Source organism: Pseudomonas alkylphenolica, assembly GCF_016009175.1.
Taxonomy (GTDB): domain Bacteria; phylum Pseudomonadota; class Gammaproteobacteria; order Pseudomonadales; family Pseudomonadaceae; genus Aquipseudomonas; species Aquipseudomonas alkylphenolica_B.
In genome coordinates this window covers 72,130-97,865 of record NZ_JADUCM010000005.1, presented here as the reverse complement: position 1 = coordinate 97,865, position 25,736 = coordinate 72,130, and the positions used below count along the sequence as shown (strand labels likewise).

Annotated in this window: 24 protein-coding genes; 8 read left to right on the top strand and 16 right to left on the bottom strand. The window is 62.9% G+C overall.

Annotation, left to right across the window (positions count from 1 at the left end; translation table 11 throughout):
* Positions 1 to 255 precede the first annotated feature (255 nt).
* Complete coding sequence (locus I5S59_RS07410; protein ID WP_197876060.1) at positions 256 to 1,692, top strand: hypothetical protein; 1,437 nt, start codon at positions 256 to 258, stop codon at positions 1,690 to 1,692.
* A gap of 54 nt (positions 1,693 to 1,746) precedes the next feature.
* On the opposite strand, the gene cycA is transcribed toward I5S59_RS07410, so the two are convergent.
* From cycA to cbiE, 14 genes are all read right to left on the bottom strand, one after another.
* Entirely contained in the window at positions 1,747 to 3,174 is a 1,428-nt protein-coding gene (gene cycA, locus I5S59_RS07405) for a D-serine/D-alanine/glycine transporter (protein WP_197876059.1), read from the bottom strand.
* A gap of 111 nt (positions 3,175 to 3,285) precedes the next feature.
* Positions 3,286 to 4,296: a FecCD family ABC transporter permease gene (locus I5S59_RS07400; RefSeq protein ID WP_197876058.1), complete on the bottom strand. Its 1,011-nt coding sequence runs from the start codon at positions 4,294 to 4,296 to the stop codon at positions 3,286 to 3,288.
* Positions 4,293 to 5,240, bottom strand: a complete 948-nt coding sequence (locus I5S59_RS07395) for an ABC transporter substrate-binding protein (protein WP_197876057.1) — start codon at positions 5,238 to 5,240, stop codon at positions 4,293 to 4,295. The genes I5S59_RS07400 and I5S59_RS07395 overlap by 4 nt, the downstream gene beginning before the upstream one ends.
* Positions 5,237 to 6,025 (bottom strand): ABC transporter ATP-binding protein, encoded by a 789-nt coding sequence (locus I5S59_RS07390; protein ID WP_197876056.1) that lies wholly within the window; start codon positions 6,023 to 6,025, stop codon positions 5,237 to 5,239. The genes I5S59_RS07395 and I5S59_RS07390 overlap by 4 nt, the downstream gene beginning before the upstream one ends.
* Before the next feature lie 58 nt (positions 6,026 to 6,083).
* The gene (locus tag I5S59_RS07385; protein ID WP_197876055.1) at positions 6,084 to 7,451 is read right to left on the bottom strand and encodes a PepSY-associated TM helix domain-containing protein; all 1,368 of its coding nucleotides are present in this window, start codon (positions 7,449 to 7,451) and stop codon (positions 6,084 to 6,086) included.
* Positions 7,452 to 7,512: 61 nt separating this feature from the next.
* Positions 7,513 to 9,579 carry a TonB-dependent copper receptor gene (locus I5S59_RS07380; RefSeq protein WP_197876054.1) on the bottom strand — a complete coding sequence of 689 codons (2,067 nt, stop codon included), beginning with the start codon at positions 9,577 to 9,579 and terminating at the stop codon, positions 7,513 to 7,515.
* 80 nt (positions 9,580 to 9,659) lie between these two features.
* Positions 9,660 to 10,094: a DUF2946 domain-containing protein gene (locus tag I5S59_RS07375; RefSeq protein ID WP_197876053.1), complete on the bottom strand. Its 435-nt coding sequence runs from the start codon at positions 10,092 to 10,094 to the stop codon at positions 9,660 to 9,662.
* A gap of 19 nt (positions 10,095 to 10,113) precedes the next feature.
* A complete protein-coding gene (locus I5S59_RS07370; protein WP_197876052.1) occupies positions 10,114 to 10,593 on the bottom strand; it encodes a copper chaperone PCu(A)C in 480 nt (159 codons plus the stop codon).
* 46 nt (positions 10,594 to 10,639) lie between these two features.
* Entirely contained in the window at positions 10,640 to 11,032 is a 393-nt protein-coding gene (locus I5S59_RS07365; RefSeq protein WP_197876051.1) for a DUF2946 domain-containing protein, read from the bottom strand.
* A gap of 99 nt (positions 11,033 to 11,131) precedes the next feature.
* Positions 11,132 to 11,989, bottom strand: a complete 858-nt coding sequence (locus I5S59_RS07360; RefSeq protein ID WP_197876050.1) for an SPFH domain-containing protein — start codon at positions 11,987 to 11,989, stop codon at positions 11,132 to 11,134.
* 22 nt (positions 11,990 to 12,011) lie between these two features.
* Positions 12,012 to 12,449 carry an NfeD family protein gene (locus I5S59_RS07355; RefSeq protein ID WP_197876049.1) on the bottom strand — a complete coding sequence of 146 codons (438 nt, stop codon included), beginning with the start codon at positions 12,447 to 12,449 and terminating at the stop codon, positions 12,012 to 12,014.
* A gap of 91 nt (positions 12,450 to 12,540) precedes the next feature.
* Complete coding sequence (locus I5S59_RS07350) at positions 12,541 to 13,257, bottom strand: cobalt-precorrin-6A reductase (RefSeq protein ID WP_197876048.1); 717 nt, start codon at positions 13,255 to 13,257, stop codon at positions 12,541 to 12,543.
* Positions 13,254 to 14,351 (bottom strand): cobalt-precorrin-5B (C(1))-methyltransferase, encoded by a 1,098-nt coding sequence (locus I5S59_RS07345; RefSeq protein ID WP_197876047.1) that lies wholly within the window; start codon positions 14,349 to 14,351, stop codon positions 13,254 to 13,256. Before I5S59_RS07345 ends, I5S59_RS07350 begins: the two co-directional genes overlap by 4 nt.
* A complete protein-coding gene (cbiE, locus tag I5S59_RS07340; RefSeq protein ID WP_197876046.1) occupies positions 14,344 to 15,555 on the bottom strand; it encodes a precorrin-6y C5,15-methyltransferase (decarboxylating) subunit CbiE in 1,212 nt (403 codons plus the stop codon). Before cbiE ends, I5S59_RS07345 begins: the two co-directional genes overlap by 8 nt.
* 117 nt (positions 15,556 to 15,672) lie before the next feature.
* On the opposite strand from cbiE, the gene cobG reads away from it, so the two are divergent.
* The 7 genes from cobG to I5S59_RS07305 all read left to right on the top strand — a co-directional run bounded on the left by cobG (position 15,673) and on the right by I5S59_RS07305 (position 22,292).
* Entirely contained in the window at positions 15,673 to 17,010 is a 1,338-nt protein-coding gene (gene cobG / locus I5S59_RS07335) for a precorrin-3B synthase (protein ID WP_269670190.1), read from the top strand.
* A complete protein-coding gene (locus I5S59_RS07330) occupies positions 17,003 to 17,629 on the top strand; it encodes a precorrin-8X methylmutase (RefSeq protein ID WP_123565000.1) in 627 nt (208 codons plus the stop codon). Before cobG ends, I5S59_RS07330 begins: the two co-directional genes overlap by 8 nt.
* A complete protein-coding gene (locus tag I5S59_RS07325) occupies positions 17,626 to 18,360 on the top strand; it encodes a precorrin-2 C(20)-methyltransferase (protein ID WP_420066443.1) in 735 nt (244 codons plus the stop codon). Before I5S59_RS07330 ends, I5S59_RS07325 begins: the two co-directional genes overlap by 4 nt.
* Positions 18,360 to 20,060: a precorrin-3B C(17)-methyltransferase gene (gene cobJ, locus I5S59_RS07320; RefSeq protein ID WP_197876044.1), complete on the top strand. Its 1,701-nt coding sequence runs from the start codon at positions 18,360 to 18,362 to the stop codon at positions 20,058 to 20,060. The genes I5S59_RS07325 and cobJ overlap by 1 nt, the downstream gene beginning before the upstream one ends.
* Before the next feature lie 105 nt (positions 20,061 to 20,165).
* Positions 20,166 to 20,870, top strand: coding sequence for a hypothetical protein (locus I5S59_RS07315; protein ID WP_197876043.1), 705 nt, complete (start codon positions 20,166 to 20,168; stop codon positions 20,868 to 20,870).
* A gap of 109 nt (positions 20,871 to 20,979) precedes the next feature.
* Positions 20,980 to 21,624 (top strand): hypothetical protein, encoded by a 645-nt coding sequence (locus tag I5S59_RS07310; protein WP_197876042.1) that lies wholly within the window; start codon positions 20,980 to 20,982, stop codon positions 21,622 to 21,624.
* Positions 21,621 to 22,292 carry a hypothetical protein gene (locus I5S59_RS07305; RefSeq protein ID WP_197876041.1) on the top strand — a complete coding sequence of 224 codons (672 nt, stop codon included), beginning with the start codon at positions 21,621 to 21,623 and terminating at the stop codon, positions 22,290 to 22,292. Before I5S59_RS07310 ends, I5S59_RS07305 begins: the two co-directional genes overlap by 4 nt.
* Here the strand turns inward: I5S59_RS07305 and I5S59_RS07300 are convergent.
* Positions 22,270 to 22,866, bottom strand: coding sequence for a MarC family protein (locus I5S59_RS07300; protein WP_128321484.1), 597 nt, complete (start codon positions 22,864 to 22,866; stop codon positions 22,270 to 22,272). The genes I5S59_RS07305 and I5S59_RS07300 overlap by 23 nt on opposite strands.
* Positions 22,867 to 22,920: 54 nt before the next feature.
* Positions 22,921 to 25,692: a hybrid sensor histidine kinase/response regulator gene (locus tag I5S59_RS07295; protein WP_197876040.1), complete on the bottom strand. Its 2,772-nt coding sequence runs from the start codon at positions 25,690 to 25,692 to the stop codon at positions 22,921 to 22,923.
* Between the last annotated feature and the right edge of the window lie 44 nt (positions 25,693 to 25,736).

The following is a 25,736-nucleotide window of genomic DNA, read 5'->3' as shown; positions in this document are numbered from 1 at the left end:
GTTGTTGTTTGCGACTTGCTGGAGTGCTTCAGCAAAGGTCGTGCCGACAGGCGAAGAAGCCCGGTTTCGGTGCCGTCTCGACATTTTGCAGGGGCGCACTGCACTGAGTCGGGTGTGATCAGTGCGGCACATGCCTCATGTTGGTGCTTGAGGCAAGGTGCCAAGGACCTCGTAGCTCCGTGAGTAGCAGCCAGATTGCGAATTCCCCGAGTATGAAATTGCACGCTTACTTCAATTACTCATGAGGGATCGCTTATGAATCGCGCTTACTCCAGGCTGTTGCCGCTGACGCTCGCAATGCTTCTAATTGGCAATGCCCATGCCGATGTGTCTTCGCCGTCCCAGGCAACGCCTTCAGGTACGTACCGCACAGCACTGGGTGGTCTGCAATTCACCGGAAGCCACCTTGAAACCACCTCGAATGGCTATACGGTCGAGAGTGGAAACTTGATGGGGAAAGATGGCGTCGCAGGCGGCATGGTCGTGGTCAGGTCGCCCGATGGTGCTGTTACCGCGTTTATCGAGCGGGAGGACGGGCGTGGAATCCTGCAGGTCGATACTGAAGGCAAACGAACTTTCAGCCAGGATGTGGATCAGGTTTTCCCACGGAACCACGAAATCGATCAGCCAGTCCAGAACAGCAACTCTGTCGACGCATATGCGCCTGACAACATGAACTACATTGATGCGCTTGTCGGCTTCACCGCCAAGGCACTGGCAGCCAGAGAAGTAGATCCGATGGCATTTGCCCTGGGGCAGATGGAGTGGGTCAATCTCAGCCTACGCAACTCCAAAGTCGCCAACATCGAGTTACGCCTCGCGGGTATTCGTATCACCGACGAAGACATCCCGGTGACTACAGCAGGGTTAGCAAACTGGCAGCGGCAATTGAATGCCCAGCGTCCACATTATCGGCATGACATCAATGTCGGCTTCTCGGTGGGGGGCGATGCTGGCGGATGGGCTTACAGGCCAGGGAATTCAAGCGTCAACTCCATCCATGGCACTTCGCCTTTCAAGCATGAAATGGGACACAATGTTGGAGGTGGACATTGTTATCCGAACGCAGGTGATAACTACAAGCATGGTTACAACGGGGGTGGTGGCTTCACAACCAATCTGTGCGGCAATAGCAGACCCTACTATTCGACACCTGATGTCACGGTCAATGGCAGCGTCATCGGCAACGCCAAGACGGCCAACATGGCCAGGCTGTGGCGTGAACAAGCACATCGACTCAGTTCGTACAGCCCTGCATTCGAAGGCGCCCGATTGATTTATGTGTCCAGTCAGGATCAAGCGCGCCTGACCGTTGCGCCTGCCCAGGCGCGCCTGCGGGTGGGGGTGGTGGCACGTTCAAGCGATGTGGGGCCTACGTCACTGACATACGGCGGAGCGGGCATTACTACCCTGACTGTCAAACTGACGGATAGCCGCGGTGTGGAGCGTCCGGTCAAACTGAGGGCTCAGCGGCAAGTACCGGGTTGTCCGGGGCAGGCCACGACCATGAACAGCTATGTCGTTTGTCATCCCGTTAATGGCGGTGCGCAATTCATGCTGAGCTACGAGAAATCCGATAATCCCGAGCTGCCATCTGGATGGTACAACGGTACCGTAGAGCTGGAGGCCCGGAATATCGATGATAAGAACTGGTCGCTTCCAATTCTGGTAAGCCTGGCGGTGCGCAGTTAAGTTGACGGCAGGGGCGAGCCCATAGGGTGCGCCCCTGTCTGTTCATTAGCGCTTTCAGTCGTTCTGTGTGCTGTTTATGGCATTACGCGGATGGCGCTTGCTGCGCACGAACTGGTAGGTCACCGCCAGCAGTACGAACCAGATGGGCGTCACCAGCAGCGCCGCACGGGTGTCGTCTTCCAGGCTCAGCAGCACCAGGATGCCGGCGAAGAACACCAGGCACACGTAGCACATGAAGCGCCCGCCGGGCATTTTGTAGTTCGACGCCTGGTGCAGCGCAGCGCGTTGTTTGCGGTAGCTCAGGTACGACAGCAGGATCAGCGTCCAGACGAACATGAACAGCACCGCGGAGACCGTGGTGACCAGGGTGAACGCCTCGACCACGTCGGGGATCAGGTAGATCAGCACGGCACCCAGCAGCAGGCAGGCGCAGGAGAAGTACAGACCGTTGGCCGGCACGCTGCGCGACGAGAGTTTCTCGAACGCTTTGGGCGCGTCGCCTTCCTGCGACAGGCCGAACAGCATGCGGCTGGTGGAAAACACCCCGCTGTTGGCCGACGAGGCTGCCGAGGTGAGGACTACGAAGTTGATGATGCTCGCCGCCGCCGGCAGGCCGGCCAGCACGAACAGCTCGACGAACGGGCTCTTGCCCGGTACCACGTCGCGCCACGGGGTCACGGCCATGATCGCGATCAGAGCGAGCACATAGAACACGATGATGCGGATCGGGATCGAGTTGATCGCCCGGGGCAGGGTGCGCTCCGGGTTCTTCGCTTCAGCGGCGGTAGTACCCACCAGCTCGATGCCGACGAAGGCGAACACGGCTATCTGGAAACCGGCAAAGAAACCCAGCACTCCGTTGGGGAACATGCCGCCGTCGTTCCACAGGTTGGCCAGGTCCGCAGTACGCCCGGACGGCGACTGGAAGCCGGTGATGACCATGTACAAGCCGGTGACGACCAGGCCAAGGATGGCGACGATCTTGATCATGGCAAACCAGAACTCGACTTCGCCAAACATCTTCACAGTGATCAGGTTCAGCGACAGCAGCACGCCGACGCAGGTCAGCGCGGGTATCCACTGCGGCAGGTCGGGGAACCAGAACTGTGTGTAGGCGGCGATGGCTACGACGTCGGCAATACCGGTGACCACCCAGCAGAACCAGTACGTCCAGCCGGTGAAGTAGCCGGCCCAGGGGCCGAGCAAGTCGGCAGAGAAATCGATGAACGACTTGTAGTTGAGGTTCGACAGCAGCAGTTCGCCCATGGCACGCATGACGAAGAACAGCATGAAGCCGATGATCATGTAGACGAAGATGATCGAAGGGCCAGCCAGGCTGATGGTTTTGCCCGAGCCCATGAACAGGCCGGTGCCGATGGCGCCACCAATGGCAATCAACTGGATATGACGGTTGGACAGGCTGCGTTGCAGGTGATCGTGTTCGTCCGTCGAAGGGTGTTGCGGGGATGAATTCGCGGTCATGTGAGTGGCATTCCGTTTAGTGCTGTTCGCAAGTGCGCGGCTAGGCTAACACGCGCGTTCCCGGCGCAGACGTGACAATACGTCTCAAGCCCGAAGCTGGCGTGATCATCATCAGCGTTTGCGCATCAGGCCGATAAAAAACAAGCCACCGATGGCGGCGGTGGCAATTCCGATGGGTAAGTCCTCGGGGGAGATCAGGGTCCGCGCGGCAACGTCGACCCAGATCAGAAACAGGCTGCCCAGCAGCAGGCAAACCGGCAGCAGCCGGGTGTGTTCGGCGCCGACCAGACGCCGGGCGATGTGCGGCACCATCAGGCCGACGAAGCCGATCGAACCGCTGATGGCTACCAGTACGCCGGTCAGCAGCGAACACAGCAAAAATGCCAGCAGGCGCACCGAGCGCACATTCAAACCGAGGGTGACTGCCGTCTGCTCGCCGGCCATCAGCGCATTCAGCGCGCGGGCCATGCCCAGCAACAGGGCGAGCCCGAGCAGGACGCTGATGGCCGGAATCGGCAGTAACTCCCAGCGCGCCAGGCCCAGGCCGCCGAGCATCCAGAACATCACCGCCGAGCTGGCACGGTGGTCGCCAAGAAACAGCAACAGGTTGGCGATCGCCATCATCACAAAGGCCACCGCCACCCCGCACAGCAGCAGGCGATCGCTGTCCAGGCGGCCATGGCGACTGGCAATGGCCAGCACCAGCAGCATGCTGCACAACGCGCCGATAAAGGCGGCCAGCGGCAGGGTCAGTACCCCGAGCAACTCACCGATGTGCAGCACTACCAGCACGGCACCGAGGGTCGCGCCAGAAGTGACGCCGAGCAGATGCGGGTCGGCCAACGGGTTGCGGGTCACGGCCTGCAGCACCGCCCCGATCATTGCCAGGCCGCCTCCGACCAGCGCTGCCAGCAGCATGCGCGGCACCCGGATGAGCCAGACGATGTGTTCCTGGCCTGTGCTCCAGGCGGGTGTCGCGGGGGCAATGCCGGCGACCTTGAACAGCAGCACGCGCCAGACCACCTCGACGGGCACCGGCGCAGCGCCAAAACCCAGAGACACCACGCAGGACACCAACAGCAGGCCGATCAAACCGAGCAACAACAGGCGATAGCGACTCATACGCCGTGCAGGCTCGCGGCGATGGTTTCGATGGCGTCGACGTTTTCCAGGCTCGGTGTGGCGGCCACATAGGGAATCACCACGAAGCGTTTTTTGCGGATGGCCTGTACCGATTGCAGCGCCGGGTGCTGTTCGAGGAACGCTTGCTTCTGCGCGGCGCTGACTTCGCCGTAGTCGACAATGACAATGACTTCGGGGTTGCGCTCGACCACGCTCTCCCAGTTCACCCGGGTCCAGCTCGCCTCGATGTCGTCAAGCACATTACGCCCACCGGCGGCTTCGATCAGGGCCTGCGGCATGCCCAGGCGGCCAGAGGTCATGGCCCGGTCTTCACCGCTGTCATAGAGAAACACCCGTGGGCGTTTGGCCGGCAGTTGTTGCTGCACCGCGGCTACGCGCTGTTGCATCTGGCCGATCAACGCTGCGGCGCGGTCCTGCACATCGAAAATCCTGCCCAGGTTGCGCAGGTCGGTGTAGGTGTCGTCGAGGCTGGCAGGCGGGCGCTTCATGACGAAGGCGCACGACTCGGTGAGCTCGTACACCGCGATGCCCAGCGGGGCCAGGGTCTGCGGGGTGAGGTCGCCTCCGACGCGCATGCCGTAATCCCAGCCGGCAAAGAAAAAGTCGACGTTGGCGTTGAGCAGGGTCTCGACCGAAGGGTACTTGGCCGCCAGCTCCGGCAGGCCGTCCAGCTCCTTGCGTAGTGCCGGAGTGACGGCCTTCCAGCCGCTGACACCGCTGTAGCCGACCATGCGCTGGCGCAAGCCGAGGGCGAGCATCATCTGGGTCATGTTGATGTCATGGCTCAGGGCGTGCTCGGGCGCTTTGTTGAACGTCACCTGGCGATTGCAGCTCTGCACGCTCAACGGGTACTGGGTTGCCTGGGCAAACGCAGTGCTGCTGGCGAGCAGGCCCAGCAGCACAAACAGGGTGGTTCGGATCATTGCGGGGTTATCCAGGTAAGGCGTGGGTGGTCGGCGAGTGGATGGCGGTCGACCAGTGCCTGCACGCCGAAGACGTCGTGCAGCAGGTCGGTGGTGAGGACCTCGGTGGGTGTGCCGCTGGCGACGATGCACCCGTGATCCAGCACGTACAGACGATCACAGAATGCCGCCGCCAGGTTCAGGTCATGAATGCTGGCCAGGGTGCCAACGCCAAGGCGGCGTACCTGATGCAACAGCTCCAGCTGGTAGCGCGGGTCAAGGTGGTTGGTCGGCTCATCGAGAATCAGCAGGTGCGGTTGCTGCACCAGCGCCCTGGCCAGGATCACCCGTTGCTTCTCGCCGCCCGAGAGGCTGGCGAACGCATGGTCGTCGAAGCCGGCAAGGCCGACAGTCTGCAGCGCCGCAGCAACCCGTTGACGGTCTTCGTCGGTATCACCCTCGAACAGGCCTTTGTGTGGCGAGCGGCCCATCGCCACCACTTCCTCGACATTCAGGCCGAAGGCATCGGGAAACTCCTGCAAGACCACGGCGATGCGCTGGGCACACCAGCGCGGTGACTGGCGCCACAGGTCCTGTTCATCCAGGCGCACCACGCCACGCTCGGGCTTGTTGAACCGGTAGGCACAGCGCAGCAGGCTGGTCTTGCCGCTGCCGTTGGGGCCGATCAGGCCGACGAATTCACCGGCCCTGACCTGCAGGTTGATCTCGCGCAGCCGGAACTGATGATGACAATGGCCGTGGCCCAGGGGCGACCAGTGCAGGTCGCTGATACTCAGGGTAGTCATGAAGGTCCTGCAGACCTGCCAGGGCCATTGCTGGCAGGTCTGTGTCGAAAACGGGCGCTTATGTTAGCGGATTTGTGCGCAGCAGCGGCGGCGCATAGCGGTCAAGCAGCCACACCAGCAACATCGAGCCGCCCACCAGCGGAAAGGCAGCGCCCAACAGCAGCATGATCACGGTCGCGGTTTTCCAGCGCGGCAGGTCGTGGCGAATCGGCGGTACGCCCAGGCCACCTTCGGGGCGCCGCTTCCACCACATCACCAGGCCGCTGACCGAGCCCAGCAGGATCATCAGGCACACCAGCAGAATGATGACCTGGTTGAGCGGGCCGAACATCTTGCCTTCATGCAGCATCACCCCGAGTTCGGTGGCACGGGCAACGCCGTTGTAGTGTTGCCAGCGTACATCCACCAGCACCTTGCCGGTGTACTGGTCGATATGCAGTGTGGCGTCGTTGCGCGGGTCATCGGCAAACACGGCAATGGTGTACACGCCCTGGGCCGAGGTGGGCAGGGTGATACTGTAGCCGGGAGCAACCGCCTGCGCAGTGGCCAGGTCCTGAACGTACTGCAAGCTTACCTGGGGAGCGGCCGGTGCCATGGCACCCATGTCGTGGCCTTGATGCCCGGCGTGAGCGCCGGACTGCGGCATCGGTGTATTTTCCACCGCCCACGGCACGGTCTGGCGGGAGGCAGTATTGAGGTCGCGGGCCTGTTGGTCGGACTTCGGCACGTCGTTCCACATCGCTGCCGGAAAGCGGTTCCAGACATCGGCGTATTTCGCGCCCCAGAAGCCGGTCCAGGTCATGCCGCTGAGCAGCATCAGCAGCAACAGCGCCGATCCCCAGAACCCGGTCACGGCGTGCAGGTCGCGCCAGAGGATACGCCCGCGCGCATTCAGGCGTGGCCACAGCACGCCGGCACTGCGCTTGCCCCGGGGCCACCAGAGATAAAGGCCGGACACCACCAGCACGACGCCCCAGCCGGCGGCCAGTTCGATCAATCGGTCACCGACGGTGCCGATCATCAGTTCGCCATGCAGCGCGCGGGCCACGGCCTGGAGGTTGCTTGTGGCGTCCTGCTCGCCGAGCAGCGTGCCGTCATACGGGTTGATGAACACATTCAGTTCACGTCCGGCATCCTTCACCACAAACTGTGCACTGCGGTCGCTGGCTATGGCCGGCAGGTACTGGCTGACCTGGCCCTTGGGATAGGTATCGTGCACACGTTGCAGCAAGGTATCGGCACTTTGCGCGTGGTGGCCGGCCTCGACCACCATCAAGTCGCGGTACAGCAAGGGATCAAGCTGCGGCTTGAACAGGTAGATGATCCCGGTAACCGCCAGCAGGATCATGAACGGCGCAACGAACAGCCCGGCATAGAAATGCCAGCGCCAGGCCAGGTTGTAAAACGACATCGACGGTTTGCTCATGTGAAGCGCTCCCATGTTGCCTGGGGTAAGCGCGATCATTGATCGCGCCCTTGGTGGTGAATCAGAAACTCAGGTCGACCTTGGTCCAGAGCGTGCGCCCCGGTTCGTTGATTGCCTGTGGATCAGTGGCCGGGTAACCGAAGCCGGCATTGCCGGCCAGGTTGAGGTGCTCGGCGTAGGCCTTGTCGAACAGGTTGTCGACGCCGGCACTGAGCTTGAGGTTTTGACTGACCCGGTAGCTGCCGTTGAACGAGAACACGCCGAAACCTGCGCTTTTCTCGTAGTCCTTGCCGACCACGTTGCCGTAGTTCTCGGCAATGCGATTTTGTGCGGCGACGACGCGCCACAGGGCACCGGCGCTCCAGTCGTCACGGCTGTAGGTCAGGCCCAGGCGGCTCTCCAGTGGTGGCATTTGTGGCAGTGCCTTGCCGTCGCTGCTGTTCTTGCCCCAGGCGTAGGCCAGGGTCGCGTCGGCTTTCCAGTTGGAGGTCAGCCGGTACGCGGCGCCGAGTTCGCCGCCCATGATCCGTGCATCCACGTTCTGCGCGCGGCTGCTGCTCATGCCCATCATGTTGGTGCGGTAGTCGAACAGAATGTAATCGCGGATCTGCCCGACATAACCCGATGCCCAGGCCTGCAGGTCATCGGTCTGGTACTGGATGCCGAAATCAAGCTGGGTGGTTTTTTCCGGCTTGATGCTGTCGAAAGCATTCACTGAGCCGGCCGGGCCGGACTTGGGCGAGAACAGCTCCCAGTAGTCGGGGAAACGCTCGGCATGACCCAGGCCTACGTAGGTGGTGGCGGGGATTTCCACCAGGTCGTGTTCGTAGCGCACGAAGCCGCTGGGTAGAGTGTCTGCGCGGGTGTCGTCGCGGGTGGCGCTGGTGTCCCGGTAGTCCTTGGCTGACGCGCGGTCCAGGCGTGCGCCGGTGATCAGGCGGTCCTGGTCGGCGGCATACCAGGTCAGTTCGCCGAACATACCGTAATTGTGAAAGTCGGCGTCCTTGGTCCACGGCATGTGCTTGTGTACATCGATGCCCATGCCGCCACGCTGGCGATGCTCATTGGTTTGCGCGTCGACACCGGCGACCAGTTGCAATTCGCTCCAGCGCCAGGTGCCTTTGACCCGGCCGCCCAGCGTGCGGCGGTCGACATTGCTGACCATGGGCATGCCCATCATGCCCATGCCGGACGGCGTGCGCAGGCTGTAGTTGTCCATCACATGGTCGGCATAGTTGTAATACACCTGGGCTTCGAGCTTGTCCCAGACCTCGCCGAGGTTGGACTTTTCGAAGCGCAGCCCAAGGCTTTCGCGCTTGAACTGCGAGCCGTCCATGCCGCGCCCGGCATATCGGGCTTCGCCGTCGCCCTTGCCCGCGGTGAGCTCCACCAGCGTGTCGGCATCTGGGGTCCAGCCGAGGGCGACATCCCCGTTCCATTTGTCCCAGCGCGACGGCACGGTGTCGCCGTTGCCATCGTCGTAATCGTCCGAATGCGACTGGTTGCCGACAAAGCGTGCATAGCCAGACTGATTGCCTGCCGCCGTGTCGAGCACCTTGTCGAAGCGGCCGTTGGAACCGGCGAGCAGGCTGGCATTGACCCGGCTGCCCAGCGCGCCGAACTGCTCGGGTTCACGGTCAAACAGAATGGTGCCGGCGGACGCGCCGGGGCCCCAGATCACGCTTTGCGGGCCTTTGATCACGGTCAGGCGGTCGTAGGTTTCCGGTGAAATGTAGGACGTGGGGGCGTCCATGCGGTTCGGGCAGGCGCCGAGCATAACGCCGCCGTTGGTGAGGATGTTCAGGCGCGAGCCGAACATGCCGCGCAGCACCGGGTCACCGTTGGTGCCGCCGGCGCGGATCGCGGAAAAGCCGGGGATGGTCTTCAGGTAGTCGGCACCGTCGCTGGCCGGTACCGGTTGGCGCGGGTCTTTGGGGTTGGTAACGATGGTCAATGGCGAGCTGGGCGCCACGGCGGTGATCACCGTCGGGGTCAGTTCGGCGTGCTCGTGCAATTGCTCATCGGCAGCCTGGCTGGCGGCCAGGGCCAAGGGGCTGAGCAAGGTGCCGCAAATCGCGGCAAAGGTCCCACGCAGGGCAGGACGATAGACAGCAGTACAGCTGGACATAGTGATTCCAACATCGATCAGTCATGAAGGCGCACACGGTCGTCGGCAACAGGCCGGACCGGAAAACGCGACAGGTGAATTCAGACGACGATGAGGGCGGGTGGTGCGCGGGTGCGGGCACCGGGGAACACCGTCTGCCGGGCGTGACCCTGACGGGGCTGTACCGCCAGTGTGGTGGAGGCTGGCGCGGCTTCGGTATTGAGCAGGCTCAGGGCCTGGGGCAGTGCAGGGCAGTGGAAGAACAGGCTGCAATAGCCACACTTCTCCCAGATCACCTGCAGTGAAGGACTGCTGCCGTGGTGGCCGTCGCTGTGGCAATCAGCGCCGCTTTCCATGGGCATGCTCATGTTCATGTCCATGCCTGCCGGCATGGCACGGTGATCCATCGGCATCGACTGGGAAACCAGCGGGCCGATAAAGATCATCAACATGGCGAACAGGCTCAACCAGCTGCCGCGCACCCGTTTCAGATCAGGGCGGGCGGGGCGGGTGAGGCGGCTCTGCACGAGGCTCATGGTGAGCAGCGCTCAGCGATCAGTGGCTGTGTTCAGTGTGATCGTTGTTTTCCGGGGCCTGCTTCTGCACCAGTACTTCGACGGTGACATCACCGGCTTTGGCGAAGTGCAGGGTCAGCGGGAAACGCTTGCCGTCCGTCAGCAGGCTGCGATCAGTGGGGTTCAACAACATCACATGGTAGGCGCTGGGGGCGAACACCAGGTCTTTGCCGGCAGGTACGTCAACGCGCTGCACCTGCTGCATTTTCATCAAACCGTCCTTGTGCACATGTTCATGCAACTGGGCCTCGGCGCTGATCGGGCTGTCGACACCTGTCAGTGTGTCGTCGGTGCTGCCGTTGTTGTGGATGATGAAGTAGGCCGCCACGTTAGGGGCGTTGGGCGGCAGCTCCTGCGACCACGGGTGGGCGATGTGCAGGTCGCCTTTGGTGTACTCGTGGGCGTTGGCAAAGGTCGCGGGCAGCAACAGGGCGGCCAGCAGCAGGGCGTTCTTGAACATGGGTGTACTCCAGTCGATTGAGTTCGCAGCGGTAAGCGGAGTGAACTCAGACCAGAGGGGAGGCGCGCGGGTTGAGCGCCGGCCATTGCTGGCGCGGCGTAGGCTGGTAAGCCGTGAGCGGTGGCGCCTGTGCGCTCATCCACGCCAGGGCCGGGAGCAGTTGCGGCAGGTGCCCGGGCAGTGCCAGCAACGGCGTCGTACCGGAACAGCACCAGCAGTGTTGCATGCTGGCGTGGTCGTCACCCTGCTGGCCAAGATCGATCTTGCCCAGCGCCATGACTGCGGGGGTTGCCTTGGTGCCGACACTCGAACAGAAGGCGCCCCACAAGCGTTGGTCGGCCGGCCCTTTCCCCGCCGCAGATGCCAATGGCATTGCCAGCAGGTTGAACAGCACTGCGAAGCAGGCAATCCAGGCAATGGCGGGCCGATGTGAGGGCATGGAGGATCCGGTCAGGCATCAAGTGGTGGTTATTGTAACGCTGAGTGTAGGACAAATTATCGGGGGTGCGGTGAAGTGCCACACCCCGACTGGCAGACTTCAGCTCGCCTTGTTGCGGCCCATCAACCCGCGCACGGTTTCCTGCAGGTCGGCCGGGAGCACCACGACCTTGGCGTTGTCGCTGCCGGCGAGGTTTTCCATGGCGCCGATGTAGCGCTCGCCCAGCAGGTACATCGCCGGGGTGATTTCACTGCCCACAGCGTCGCGTACCAGGGTGATCGAGCGCGCCGAGGCCTCGGCCAGGCTGATTTGTGCCTCGGCATCGAGCCGGGCCGATTGCAGGCGTGCTTCAGCTTCGAGAATCGCCGCCTGCTTGTTGCCTTCGGCGCGGGTGACGTCGGCTTTTCGTTCACGCTCGGCGGCCGCCTGGCGTTCCATGGCGCGCTGCATGTTTTCCGAAGGTTTGATGTCCTGGATCTCTACCGAACGCACCGTCACGCCCCAGTCTTCGGTTTGTTCGGACATGGCTTCACGCAGACGGGCCTTGATCTGCTCGCGGCTGGAGAGCGCTTCGTCGAGGTCCATGGCGCCGACGATGGCGCGCAGCGAAGTCATGGTCAGGCTGGTCACCGCAAACGAGAAGTCCTGTACGCCGTAGGCGGCTTTCTGCGGGTCGACGACCTTGGCAAAGCACAGGGCGTTGGCGACGATGACGGCGTTGTCGCGGGTGATGATTTCCTGTTGCTGCACGTCGAGGATGATGTCCTTGGTCGGCAGGCGGTAGGACACCACGTCCATGTACGGAATGACGATGTTCAGGCCGGGCTTGAGGGTGTTGTGATAACGGCCAAGGCGCTCGACGATCCACTCCTCGCCCTGGGGCACGATGCGCACCCCTTTGGACAGGGTGATGATGACAAATGCGGCGATCGTGGCGGCGACGATGAGGCTGGTCATGGGTCAGTGCTTCCTTTGCTGATCAGGCCCGGGTGACCCGGGCGGTATTGCCTTCGATGGCAGCGATGCGCACGCGCTCGCCGGAGGGTATTGCACTGTCGGCCACACACACCCACTCCTCGTTGCCGAGGATGGGCTTTTGAAAGCGCACGCGGCCTTTCTGGAATTCGGAGACCGGGGCGGTCAACAGACCGACTTCGCCGATGACGTTATCGGCGGTCCAGCGGGTGTCCGGCTTCTTCTTGCGAAACACCTTGAACCACAGGAACGTGGTGACAGACGAGAGCGCTACCCACAGCAGCACCTGCATGTCGAGCTGCAGGCTCGGGGCCAGGAAGGCGATGAGCGACACCAGCACGGCGCCAATGCCGAACCAGAGGATGAAGAAGGTCGGCAGCACGAGCTCGAGCACAATCAGGCCGAACCCGAACACCAGCCAGATCCACCATTGCATGTCCATATGGGCGAATTCTTCCAGGGGGAGGAGCGGGCAGTCTATGACAAGGGGTGGCGGGTGAGCTAATCAGAATATTCTGAAACACGGCCTGAAGTTACAGGTTGAGTGCCGAAACCAGCTCATCAACCGCAAAGAACTCCCTGTCCACCCCTGACAACTCAGGCCGTTTCAGCACCAGTACCGGCACCCCCCGCTCTCGTGCAACGTCGAGCTTGGGCTCGGTCGCCGTGCTGCCACTGTTCTTGCTGATCAACACGTCGATCTGCCGACGCTCGAACAGGGCGCGTTCGTCTTCGAGGTGAAACGGCCCGCGCGCGCCGATCACTTCGCAGCGCTCATTGCCGGGGCAGGCCTCCAGGGCGCGCAGGGTCCAGAACTGCTCGGGCGGGATTTCATCCAGGTGTTGCAAGGGTTCACGGCCGAGGGTGAACAGCGGGCGCCGGAACGGGCGCAGGGCTTCGATCAGTTCGGCCCAGCCGGCCACTTCACGCCAGTCGTCACCGGGTTGTGCCTGCCAGGCCGGACGCCGCAGGGCCCAGCAGGGACGGCCGCTGAGCTGTGCCGCGCGGGCAGCATTGGCGCTGATCTGGGCGGCATAGGGGTGGGTGGCGTCGATCAGCAAGTCGATTTTTTCGGTATGCAGATAAGTCGCCAACCCCTCGGCGCCACCAAAACCGCCGACCCGCACCTGGCAGCTCAGGTCACTCGGTACCCGGCCGATGCCCGCCAGGCTGTAGACATGCTCAGGGCCCAGGGTACGGGCAATGGCCAGTGCCTCGGTGACCCCACCGAGCAACAAGATACGCTTCATTCAAAGGCTCCCGCATGGCCCACGATGCCGCCCTGACGGTCGATGGCGAAGACTTCTACCTGCACTTGCGGCGGCACCACACTGCGGGCAAACGTCAGTGCATGGCCACATACCGCATCACCCAGGGCGATGCCTGCCGCACTGGCCAGGGCCAGGGCTTGCTGGCTGGTGTTGGCCTGACGGATCGCACTTTGCAAGTCATTGTCGGCACCGATTGCCGCGGCCCATTCGGCCAGTTGCGGCAGGTCGATGCTGGAGTGTCGACTGTGCAGGTCCATGTGTCCGGCCGCGAGCTTGCTGATCTTGCCGAAGCCCCCGCACAGGCTGAGCTTGTCCACCGGCACTTTGCGCAGGTGCTTGAGCACCGCGCCGACAAAGTCGCCCATTTCGATCAGGGCGATCTCCGGCAGGTTGTAGACCCGGCGCATGGTGTCTTCGCTGGCGTTGCCGGTGCACGCCGCAATGTGCAGGTAGCCGTTGGTTTTGGCAACATCGATGCCTTGGTGGATCGAGGCTATGTAGGCCGAGCAGGAGAACGGCCGGACGATGCCACTGGTGCCGAGAATCGACAGGCCACCAAGAATGCCCAGGCGCGGGTTCATGGTTTTCAGGGCGAGCTGTTCGCCATCCTGCACGTTTACTGTCACTTCAAACCCGCCGCTGTAACCGGACTCATTGGCCAGCTGTTGCAGGTGTTCGCTCATCATCCGTCGTGGTACCGGATTAATTGCCGGTTCGCCGACGGCGAGGACCAGACCGGGCCGCGTAACGGTGCCCACGCCGTGGCCGGCGACAAAGCGCAGGCCGGGTTCGGGGAGCAGGCGTACGCGGCTGTAGATAAGCGCGCCGTGAGTGACATCCGGGTCGTCGCCCGCATCTTTGAGTGTGCCGGCTTCGGCGCCGGCTTCATGCAGGCGGCAGAATTCCAGGCGCATCTGCACGTGCTTACCCTTGGGCAGGGTGATCTGCACGGCGTCATGGGCAACACCACTCAGCAGCAGGCGTGCCGCAGCAAGGCTGGTGGCCGTGGCACAGCTGCCGGTGGTCAGGCCGCGGCGCCGCGGCGCCGGTTGTTCCTGGGTCTCGTCACGCATCAAGGGGCTTGATCGCTTCTAACAGGGTGATCGGCAAGGCCTGACGCCATGTGTCGAACTCGCCCAGTGGTTGGGCGTGGGCGATGTGGATACGGGTCAGCTCGCCGCCATGTTGCTCGCGCCAGCTGACCAGCGCCAGCTCGCTCTGCAGGGTCACGGCATTGGCCACCAGGCGCCCGCCCGGGCGCAGTTGCTGCCAGCAGTGATGCAGTACACCTTCACGGGTGACGCCACCGCCGATGAACACTGCATCGGGGCGCTCCAGGCCAGCCAGCGCTTGCGGTGCACGGCCGCGGACCAGTTGCAGGCCGGGGACGCCAAGGGCGTCACGGTTGTGTTCGATCAGCTGTTGGCGACCTTCATCGGACTCGATGGCCAGTGCCCGGCAACTGGGGTGTGCGCGCATCCACTCGCTGCCGATCGAGCCGCTGCCGGCGCCGACATCCCAAAGCAGCTCACCCGGCTGTGGTGCGAGGCGGGCGAGGGTGATGGCGCGAACGTCACGTTTGGTCAGCTGGCCGTCGTGCCGGAAGGCGGTGTCCGGCAAGCCTGCCAGCGGCGACAGGCGCGGCGCATCGGGGGCTGCCAGGCACTCGACGGCCACCAGGTTCAAGTCGGCAACGTGTTCGTGCGGCCAGTGCTCGGCCGTGCCATCAAGGCAGCGTTCGGCCGCTGCGCCAAGACGCTCGAAGACCTGCACCCGGCTCGGGCCAAAGCCGCGCTCACGCAACAGGGCGGCAATGGCGGCAGGGCTGCTGCCATCGTTACTCAGTACCAGCAAGCGTACGCCGCTGTACAGATGGGCGTTGAGCGCGGCGAGGGGGCGGGCCACCACCGACACAATCGTCACCTCCTGCAGCGGCCAGCCCAGGCGAGCGGCGGCCAGCGTGCAGGAGGACGGCATCGGCAACACGTTCATCTCATCGGTGTCGAGCTGACGGGCAAGGCTGGCACCCACGCCAAAGAACATCGGATCACCGCTGGCCAGTACGCACACGGGTTCACCACGCAGGGCCAGCACGGGCGCGAGGGAGAACGGGCTGGGCCACAACAGGCGTTCGCCCCGCATGCAATGCGGCAGCAGATCCAGCTGGCGCTGGCTGCCAAACACCTTCGATGCGCCCAGCAGTGCGCGCCGGGCCTGCTTGCCCAGGCCACTAAAACCGTCTTCACCGATACCTACTACCGTCAGCCACGGCGACATGCGTTTTCCTCAATACCCGGTAATCCGACCGGCAGGCTTTTCATGCCTTCGGACAAAGCAGGCATAATACCGCGCCTTCTACACTGAAGTGCCTTTTCACGATTGTCGGGTGACCTTTTGAACGAGCCTCTTTCGGCCCGCCAGCCCCAGGTTTCGCTACGCCCCTCGGCTTGCCCGGGGTTGCTGCGTATTGTCCAGGCCAAAGACGGCGGTATCTGCCGGATCAAGCTGGCCGGTGGTGCGCTCACGGCTGACCAGGCTGACGCCGTCGCCACCGCCGCCGAGCGTTTTGCCGGCGGCGAGATCGAGGCCACCAACCGGGGCAACTTGCAGATCCGCGGCATTGGCAGCGAGCAGGCCGGGTTGATCGAGCAGTTGCTGGCCGCAGGGCTGGGCCCGCGCGATGCTGCAGGTGACGATGTCCGCAACCTGATGCTCAGCCCGACGGCAGGTGTTGATCCACAGATGCTGTTCGATACCCGCCCCCTGGCGGAGCAGCTGCTCAAGACGCTGGAGACCACACCACGCTTGCATCAGCTCTCGGCCAAGTTCGCCGTGCAAGTGGATGGCGGCGAAGGGCTGGCGATGCTCGAGCACCCCCACGACCTGTGGCTCAGTGCCTTGCAGCTGGACGGTGAACGGTGGCTGGCTTTTGGCCTGGCAGGTTGCCCGGCCCACGATGCGCCGCTGGGCGCCGTGCCCTTGGCGCAAGGACACGCGCTGGTACTGGCGGTGCTCAATCGCTTTCTTGATCTGGCCCGGCCTGAGCAAACGCGCATGCGTCAGTTGCTGGCGGAGTGTTCGCCGGAAGATTTCATCGCCGGGTTGGGCCTGTCGATCCGTTGCGACAGCACCGTACAGCAATGGCGTCGCCAGGTAACGGCAGGGAGCGGCTACCTGGGGACTTATCCACAGCTGCAACCGGGCTTGAGCGCTGTCGGTGCCGCGGCGCCGTTAGGACGCCTGACCCCTTCGATGTTGCGGGGCGCTGCGCGGCTGGTCCGCGAACTGGGTGATGGCAGCCTGCGCCTGACCCCGTGGCAGGGCCTGCTATTGCCGAATATTGCCCGGCACGATGTGTCGGCCGTGAGTAGCGGTCTGACGCAACTGGGCTTGCTGTGTTCGGCCGATGAAGCGCTGACCCGCCTGGTGGCCTGCACAGGCTCGGCCGGTTGCGCCAAGTCCCTGGCCGAGACCAAGGGCGACGCCCGGGTGCTGGCCACATTGCTCACCTGCGGCGCTCCGGCAAGCGTGCACCTGAGCGGCTGCCCGCGCTCGTGCGCCATGGCCCACGTCGCCCCGGCAACCCTGCTGGCGCAAAGCCCGGGCCACTATGACTTGTATCTGCGTGACGCAGCCCGACCGGGTTTGGGCAACCTGCGCGCACGCAACCTCACACTGAAAGAAGCCGGCGCACTGCTAGACGCCCGCTCACGGAGCACCCTTGATGATTGATTACATCCGCGATGGTCAGGAGATCTATCGCAATTCCTTCGCGATCATTCGAGAGGAAGCGCGGCTCGATCGTATTCCTGCCGATCTGGAAAAACTCGCGGTTCGGGTGATCCATGCCTGCGGCATGGTCGATGCCATTGATGGCCTGCAGTTCTCGCCGGGCGCCGGCAAGGCCGGGCGCGATGCCTTGGCTGCAGGTGCGCCGATCCTTTGCGATGCGCGCATGGTCTCCGAGGGCATCACCCGTGCCCGCCTGCCGGCGAACAACCCGGTGATCTGCACGCTGCGTGACGAGCAAGTGCCTGAGCTGGCCCGTGAACTGGGCAACACCCGTTCGGCGGTGGCCCTGGAGCTATGGCGTCCGCACCTGGAAGGCAGCGTGGTGGTGATCGGCAATGCGCCGACCGCCTTGTTCTACCTGCTGGAAATGCTTGATGCCGGCGCGCCGAAACCCGCGTTGATCCTCGGTTTTCCGGTGGGCTTTGTCGGCGCCGCCGAATCCAAGGCGATGCTTGCTGCAGACAGTCGCGGTGTGCCTTTTGTCATCATGCAGGGCCGCTTGGGCGGTAGCGCCATGGCGGCTGCGGCGGTCAATGCCCTGGCCACGGAGGTCGAATGATGCAGGCTCGTGGACGTTTGCTTGGCCTGGGCGTGGGCCCCGGCGATCCGGAACTGATTACCGTCAAGGCCCTGCGCCTGCTGCGCGAGTCGCCCGTGGTGGCTTACTTCGTTGCCAAGGGCAAGCGCGGCAACGCCTTCGGCATCATCGAAGGTCACCTGCAGGAAGCCCAGACGCTATTGCCGCTGGTGTATCCGGTGACCACCGAGGCACTGCCCGCACCACTGTCGTACGAGCAGGTGATCAGCGACTTTTACGATGAGGCCGCGCTGGAAGTCGCCGCCCATCTGGACGCCGGGCGCGATGTGGCGGTGATCTGCGAAGGCGATCCGTTCTTCTACGGCTCCTATATGTACCTGCATGACCGCCTGGCCGATCGCTACGAAGCCCAGGTGATTCCGGGTGTCTGCTCGATGCTGGGGGGGGCGTCGGTACTGGGCGCCCCGCTGGTCTATCGCAACCAGAGCCTGTCGGTGCTTTCCGGCGTGTTGCCGCACGACGAACTCAAGCGGCGCCTGGCCGATGCCGATGCGGCGGTGATCATGAAACTGGGGCGTAACTTCCCCAAGGTTCGCGAGGTTCTGGCCGAGCTTGGCCTGGCTGAACGTGCCCTGTACGTGGAGCGGGCAACCATGGCCAACCAGAAGATCGTTGCCCTCGATGATGTTGATCCTCAATCGTCGCCGTATTTCTCGTTGATCATCGTTCCGGGTGAAAGGTGGCAGGGTTGATGATGCGCAAGGCACCGGCCATCGTCGTTCTCGGTAAAGGCAGCCTGGCCACTGCCCGCAAGATCCAGCAGCTGTACCCGGATGCCTTGATCCACGGCCTGGAGGGCCGGGTCGAGGACGTCGACAGCCTGTACCAGTCGTTTGGCAGTACCCTGCGCCAGCTTTACCAGCACGACACGCCGATCATTGCCCTGTGCGCCGCCGGCATCGTCATCCGCACCCTGGCCAGCGAGCTGCTGGAGAAGGGCGCCGAGCCGCCAGTGCTGGCCGTGGCCGAGGACGGTAGCGCCGTCGTGCCGCTGCTTGGCGGTCTGGGCGGGGTCAACGTCATGGCCCGTGAAATCGCCGCGGGGCTGGGTGTGGCGCCCGCCATCACCACCAGCGGCGAGTTGCGCTTTGGTACCTGCCTGCTCAATCCACCCAGCGGCTATGCCCTGGCGGATCTTGAACTGGGCAAGCGCTTCGTCTCCGATCTGCTGGCCGGTGAACGTGTACGCATCAATGGCACTGCACCCTGGCTGGAACAGGCGCAGCTGCCACAGAGCGAACAGGCGCAACGGGCCATTCATGTGGGCTGCGATGCCCGCGAGGTGTCGGCCAACGAGTTGGTGATCTATCCACGCTGCGTCATGGTTGCGGTCAGCCAGGTGCTGCCGCAGTTGGCACAGGTTATCCGCGATGGGCTGCGCAGCGCTGGCATTGCCGAGCCGGCACTGGCCTGCCTGGTGGCAGCCGACGAACTCATGGTCGACCCGGCCTTGCGCGCGGCGGCGGACGAGCTGAACGTTGCCTTGCGATTCGCCCCTGGTGCTGAAGATGCCAGTGCGTTGGCTGCCTCGGTGCTACCGCAATTGTTGCCGGCACAGCCACTGGCCGACGGCCTGGCGCTGGTGGTGTCGAACCAGCCCATCGATCCGCAGGGTATTGGTCGGGCGCGTGGCCGCCTGGCGGTGATTGGCCTGGGGCCGGGCGCTGCCGACCTGATGGTGCCTGCGGTCAAGGCCGAGTTGGCGCGGGCCAATGATGTGCTGGGATATGAAACCTATGTGCGGATGGCGGGCCCGTTTCGCCCCGACCAGGTCCTGCATTGCACCGACAACCGCGAAGAAATGCAGCGTGCCCGGCATGCCTTCGAGCTGGCGGCGCAAGGCCGTTCGGTGGTGGTTGTGTCTTCCGGTGACCCGGGCGTGTTTGCCATGGCTGCAGCAGTGCTTGAGGCCCTGCACGAATCGAGCGACCCGTGCTGGCATGCCGTCGACCTTGAAATTCTGCCAGGCGTTTCGGCCTCTCTGGCGACAGCCGCTCAGGCGGGCGCACCCCTGGGGCATGACTTCTGCGTGTTGTCGCTGTCGGACAACCTCAAACCCTGGTCGATCATCGAGACGCGCCTGGAACTGGCATGCCAGGCCGACCTGGCGCTGGCGTTCTACAACCCGATTTCGCGATCACGTCCGTGGCAACTGGGGCGGGCGCTGGAAATTGTCCGGCAGCATCGTATCGGTACGACGCCGGTGGTGCTCGGGCGCGACATCGGTCGGCCGGGGCAGACACTGCGCGTTGTTCAGTTGCAGGCGCTGACGCCGGAGGATGTCGACATGCGCACCATGGTGCTGATCGGCTCCTCGACCACGGTGGCGTTTGATCGTCCAGGCCTGCAGCCATGGGTCTATACACCGCGCTGGTACGGTCAAAAACCCTGATTTGGAGAGGTTTTTTTTCACGGTGCCTATCGTGTCTCTGACCGATCACTGTAGCGGCGTGGCCTGGTAACAGGCCACTCCCTCAATGATCAAGGAAGAGCACCCATGAGTGAAATTCAGAGCGCTGGAAACAATGTCCAGTTGAACAACGGCGACCTGCTGGTGTTTGTCGGCCTGTCTGAAGAAAACAGCGAAGCACTCAAGTACAGCCATCTTTTCAGTTCGCTTGCCGCCTCGGCGCAGTACTTTGCCACCACTGAAGGCCAGCAATGGTTCCAGGCTTACCTGCAGACCATGCAAACCTGTGGCTGGCTGCCGATCAAGTTTTCGTACATGAAGGAAGTTGCCAGCTCACAGAACCTGTCGGTCAAGAACTTGCTGGTCAAGGCGGTCAAGGCGGGTCTCGGGTATGCCACCGGCGGTGCGTCGCTGGTCGCTTCGCTGGTCAGCGTCGCCAGTGACGCAGTTGATACCGTGGCGCAAAGCCCGGAGGCTGTCGCACTCCTGGACCGCGTAAGTGCCGATAAAGAGGGCACGGCACTGAGTATGGCGGTGTGCACCCAGCACGCCAACGGTGAAGTCATGCTCAGCGTTGGCTGCCTGCAAAGCACCGAATCCCCGCCGAGCAAAACCAGCCTGCTGGTCTTTGAGTGGAGCTCCAGCCATTCCGACAGCTATACCGGTTCTGCCGCCTTGTCCTTCCATCGTGGCCTTTATGACCAGGTCAAGAGCACCTTGATCGAGCGCGTTGGCGACAAGAGCAAGAAGGACGTGCTCACCCTGTCCATCGAACCAAAAAAGCGTTCGTGATCCCGTGCACCGGCGACTACGGCCGCCGGTGTTTCTGGTTTGAACAGGGAGCTTCGATGTGCAAACAAAGCGCTTTTCATTAGTACTGTCCGGAAACTGCCTGCTGTTCTTGTCCGCTGATCTTGATGACGGCGAGCGGCAGGATGCGATCGATGCGCAACTGTTTTGCTGGCTCAACGCGTCGTCCGAATTCTTGCTGCTGGGTGAGCACCAGCAATGGCAAGGCACCTACAGGGACAGGCACACGGGGCTGGGGTGGGTTGTCAGTGCCTCCAGCGAAACCATCAAGATCGAACAGGTGCCGGTGCCCTTTACGCCATTGGCAAGCGTCTGGCACGGATTGGGCACGTTACCTGCGCCGCTGCTACCGGCGCTGAACGAGGCGCTGGGAGCGCTTCAAGCGTTGCCGGAAACGCACCCGGCGTTGCAACTGTTGAGCGCAGAGGCACTGGAGTGCGTCAAGGCGCCAGACGTCAAGCCCGTTACCCGTCTGGCGTTTGAACTCAGGGTGGTGCTACCCGGCCTGCGTGCAGTGGCCAGCAGCATTTTTCTGGAAACCCGGCAATGCCTTGAGCGGCAATGGTTGACGCAACCGTTGGCGATTGAGGCAGTCATTCGCCAGGAGACCAGAAGCTTTACCGGTGAGTTGTTTCCCGGGGTGTTTTCAGGTGTCAGGGCGTTGCTTCAAACACGACTTGAAGCTCTGCGAGCCATGTATGTCGTGCCTTTGGATGTCAGGGAGGATTCGCAATGAACGAGCCGTTGGTTGCAGGTGCATCGGTGGTGTCTGGCAGTTTGACGGCATTTTTGCCGACGATGAGCATGGAGGATCAGCAGGATGTGATCCTGGCCAATCTGTTTGCCCAGCGCATTGCCAGGGCCGAGCGTGATAGCCGGTTGAACATGGACTGGTTGACCAATTACAAGCGACGCCTGCAGTTTTTGGGCTGGGATGCGACGCCGGCTCCCGACAGCTATGTGCCTGGGCCGCGGCCCGGACCATTGGCGGATGAGGCGGTGGCGCATATTGCCCAGCTGGCGACGCAGCAAATGACCCTGGCGGGTCAGCAGGCCCTGAAGGGGCTGTCGGAACATGATGAAGGCCTCGAATGCTTCGACGCCCATGCGTTGAGCCGGGAGCGGGACACCGCCATCTATCAGTTGTTGCTCTGCAACAGGGTAGGGAGCTACATCGATATCGTGCTCTACCATCAGCAACTCAACGCCAGGCACTTTGCCCCGCACTTTCTGTTCGCCCAGCGTGACAGCCAACTGCAGGTGGCGGCTCAGGCGCTGGAACGGGTGCGCTTCAATATTCGCCTGTTCCGCCAGGAGTGGCGCAGCAAAGTCTTGATCAGTACGGGCCGGCAACACCAGAACGATGTCATCCATGTTCCGCTTACAAGGTCAGGTAACCCTTGATCCCGGTAAAGATAATCTGTGCTGCCAGCGCGCAGACGAACAGGCCCATCAGCCGGCTGACAATCTCCAGGCCCTGATCGCCGAGGATCCGTTCAATCCGGTGCGACAGGTACAGCACCAGGCCGACGGTGAAGCTGGCCAGCGCGATACTGACCATGACCATCAGTTTGTCGTCCCACTCCGGCTGGCTGACGCCCATGACCAACAGGGCGCCGATGGTGCCCGGGCCGACTGTCAGGGGGATGGTCAGCGGCACGATGGTCACGTCTTGCTGGACGCTGTCGGTCTGCACCGCCGACTTGCCCTGGGCCATGTTCAGCGCCGAGATGAACAGCACGCTGCCCGCGCCGATGCGAAAGGCGTCGGCGGTGATGCCGAACACACCGAAAATCAGCTTGCCGAACAGGTACAAGATGATGCTGGCGATGAAGGCGGCAAAGGCCACGCGCCAGGCCAGTTGTTTGCGCTCTTTGCTGGAGTGGCCGCGGGTCAGGCTGATGAAGCAGGAGAGCACGAAGAACGGGCTGTAGAGCACGAGCATTTTCAGGTAAACGCTGAACAACGCATAGAGCATGATCGGAGCTCGCGGCAGGGAGGCGTCAGAGAAGTGTATCAGCGCTTGCGGCGCTTACGAGGTGGATACCTGGTTGGGTTCGGCTTCACGGCGCGCCACCCAGTGTTCAATCAATTCACGCAGTTGCGACAGCTCGACCGGCTTGGCCATGTGACCGTCCATGCCGGCCAGGCGCGCGCGCTCTTTGTGTTCGGCGAGGATATGCGCGGTCAGGGCAACCACCGGCGTGCGCTTGCGCTGGTTGCTGACTTCCCAGATGCGCAGCTGCTGAGTGGCCGAGAAACCGTCCAGAACGGGCATTTCGCAGTCCATCAGTACCAGGTCGTAGTGCTGCGCTTTCATCGCCTGCAGGGCTTCTTCGCCGTTGCTGGCGGTATCGGGCTCGAGGCTGAGCTTGCCGAGCATGCCGCGAATCACTTTGGTCGAGATACTGTTGTCTTCGGCAACCAGGATGCGGAAATCGCTGGGCAGGTTGAGCGGGGCACCGAGGTTGGCCGGGGTGCTGAAAGCCGGCTGTTCCTTGCTGCGCTGGGCCAGCTCTTCGGCGAGCGTGGTCTTGAGGGTATAACCTGCCACCGGCTTGGCCAGGATCCGTTTGACCCCGGCATTGCGGGCAATGACCTTGCTCGGGGCATTGCTGATCCCGGTGAGCATGATCAGCAGAATGTCGTGGTTCAGGCTCGGGTCTTCCTTGATCTTGGCCGCCAGTTGCATGCCGGTCATGCCCGGCATGTTCTGGTCGAGCAGGACCGCGTCGAAATAATCACGCAGGTGCGCCTTGGTGCGCAGCAACGCCAGGGCTTCCTTGCCCGAAGGCACCGCGCTGACATTCATGCCCCAGGCGCTGCACTGCTGTACCAGCACCTTGCGGCAGGTATCGTTGTCGTCCACCACCAGTACGCGGGCGCCGCGCAACGGGCCGTCGAGGTCGGCTGCCGGCTGCTCAAGGCGCTGAGGGTCCAGTGGCAAGGTCAGCCACAGGGTATTGCCCAGGCCATGGCTGGTCTTGATGCCAAATTCGCCCTGCATCAGGTTGATCAGCTGTTTGGCAATCACCAGACCAAGGTGGCCGCCCAGCTTGTTGCTGGACAGGAAGTGCTTGCTGTGCAGTTCGGCCTGCAACAACGCATCGCGCTCACCCGGGGCCATGGCTTCGCCACTGTCCTGCACGGCAATGCGCAGGCGCGGGGTGTCGCCGCGTTGGTCGAGGGCCACTACCAGGAGAATCTCGCCTTGCTCGGTTTTTTTCAGGGCGTTTTCCAGCAAGCTCAACAAGGCCTGGCGCAGGCGCGTCGGATCACCGCTGATGACCCGTGGCACTTGTGGCTGGGTGAAGCTGATCAACTCGATGTTCTGTTGCTCGGCCTTGGCGCGAAAAATGCTCAGGCAGTCTTCGATCAGGGCGTTGAGGTCGAACTGCACGTCATCCAGCTCGATCTGCCCTGATTCAAGTTTGGAAATGTCGAGAATCTCGTTGATCAAGGTGAGCAGTTCGTTGCCGGCGCTGTGGATGGTTTGCACGTAGTCGCGCTGCTTGACCGACAGCGGCGTGCCCAGCAGCAGTTCGGTCATCCCCAGGACACCGTTCATGGGGGTGCGGATTTCGTGGCTGATCTTCGCCAGGAATTCGGCCTTGGCGTTGATTTCGGCGTTGCTGGCGGCGAGTGCGCGGCTGGCGCTGAAACGCTCTTCACTGATGCTGCGCAGGCGTTCGCTGACCGACAGGTTGAGCAGCAGGCCACTGACGCTGGCCAGGCCCAGAAGAATGAACAGCAGCCATTGGGTTGGGGTGCGGGTCAAACCGAGCAACGCCGGCAGCACCAGCAGGCAGCCGATGTTGAAAATCAGCATCGCCACACTGAACAGGCGGGCAGGGGCATAGCCTTTGTACCAGTGGTAGCTGGCGACCAGCAGCATGCTCAGGCTGCCCAGGGCAAACAGCACGTAGGTCATCAGGTTCAGCGGCAGGGTGTCGACGAACAGCAGCAACAGGCCCGTCAGCCCGATCAGGATCATCTCGGCCTGCAGCAACCGGTTGAATGGAGGCCGGGCCTGCGGGCGGAAAAAACGCAGGGTGAACGTCAGGCCGGCGAGGCTGGCCAGCAGCCCGGTCAGGTACGCCGCCGGGGTTTGTGCCGAATGCCACAGGCTCCACCAGGGGCCGCTGTAGTTGAGCAGTATCAGTGCGCTGAGAAGCATCAGCCCGTGATAGAAGGCCAGGCTCAGGCTGGTGCTGGAGCGCGAATAGGCAAAGCGGATCAGGTTATGCAGCATCAGCATCAACAGGCAGCCAAACAGCAGGCCGAACAGCAGTGACTGGCGCTGGTCGGCAGCGACCTGGGCGGTCGGTTCCAGGCTGATGGTCGGGCGCAATTGATGCTCGGAGACCAGCCGCAGGTAGATATCCAGGGTGTGCGGGCTGTTGGGCAGGGCCAGCTGGTGATCGCTGCTGCGAACGGTCAGCTCGCCTTCTTCGCTTGGCTGGCCGTTGTGTTGCTGTTTGATCAACTGGTCGCCGTCGAGCACATACAGATCAAGGCGAGAAAGATCGGGGGCAAAGACCCGCAGCAAGTGTTCGTGCTGTCCGGGTTCCAGGCGGTAATGCAGCCACAGCGCCTGGTCGGGCGTTGCGGCATCAAGCTGGTTCAGCTGGATAGGGCTGAATTGATTGCGGTAGCGTTCGGAGCGTACGTCGCTGAGCTGCAGGCTGGCCTGTTCGTCGAGCAGCACGGACCACCCGCTGCCTTGCTCGGCAAACGCCGGCATCAGGCAGAGCAGGGTCAGCAAGCTGACGGTGAAGCGAATGGCGATCCTGAGCCAGCGCACAATGAAATCCCTTTTTAGCAACGTGCCAGATGATAACTATGCGC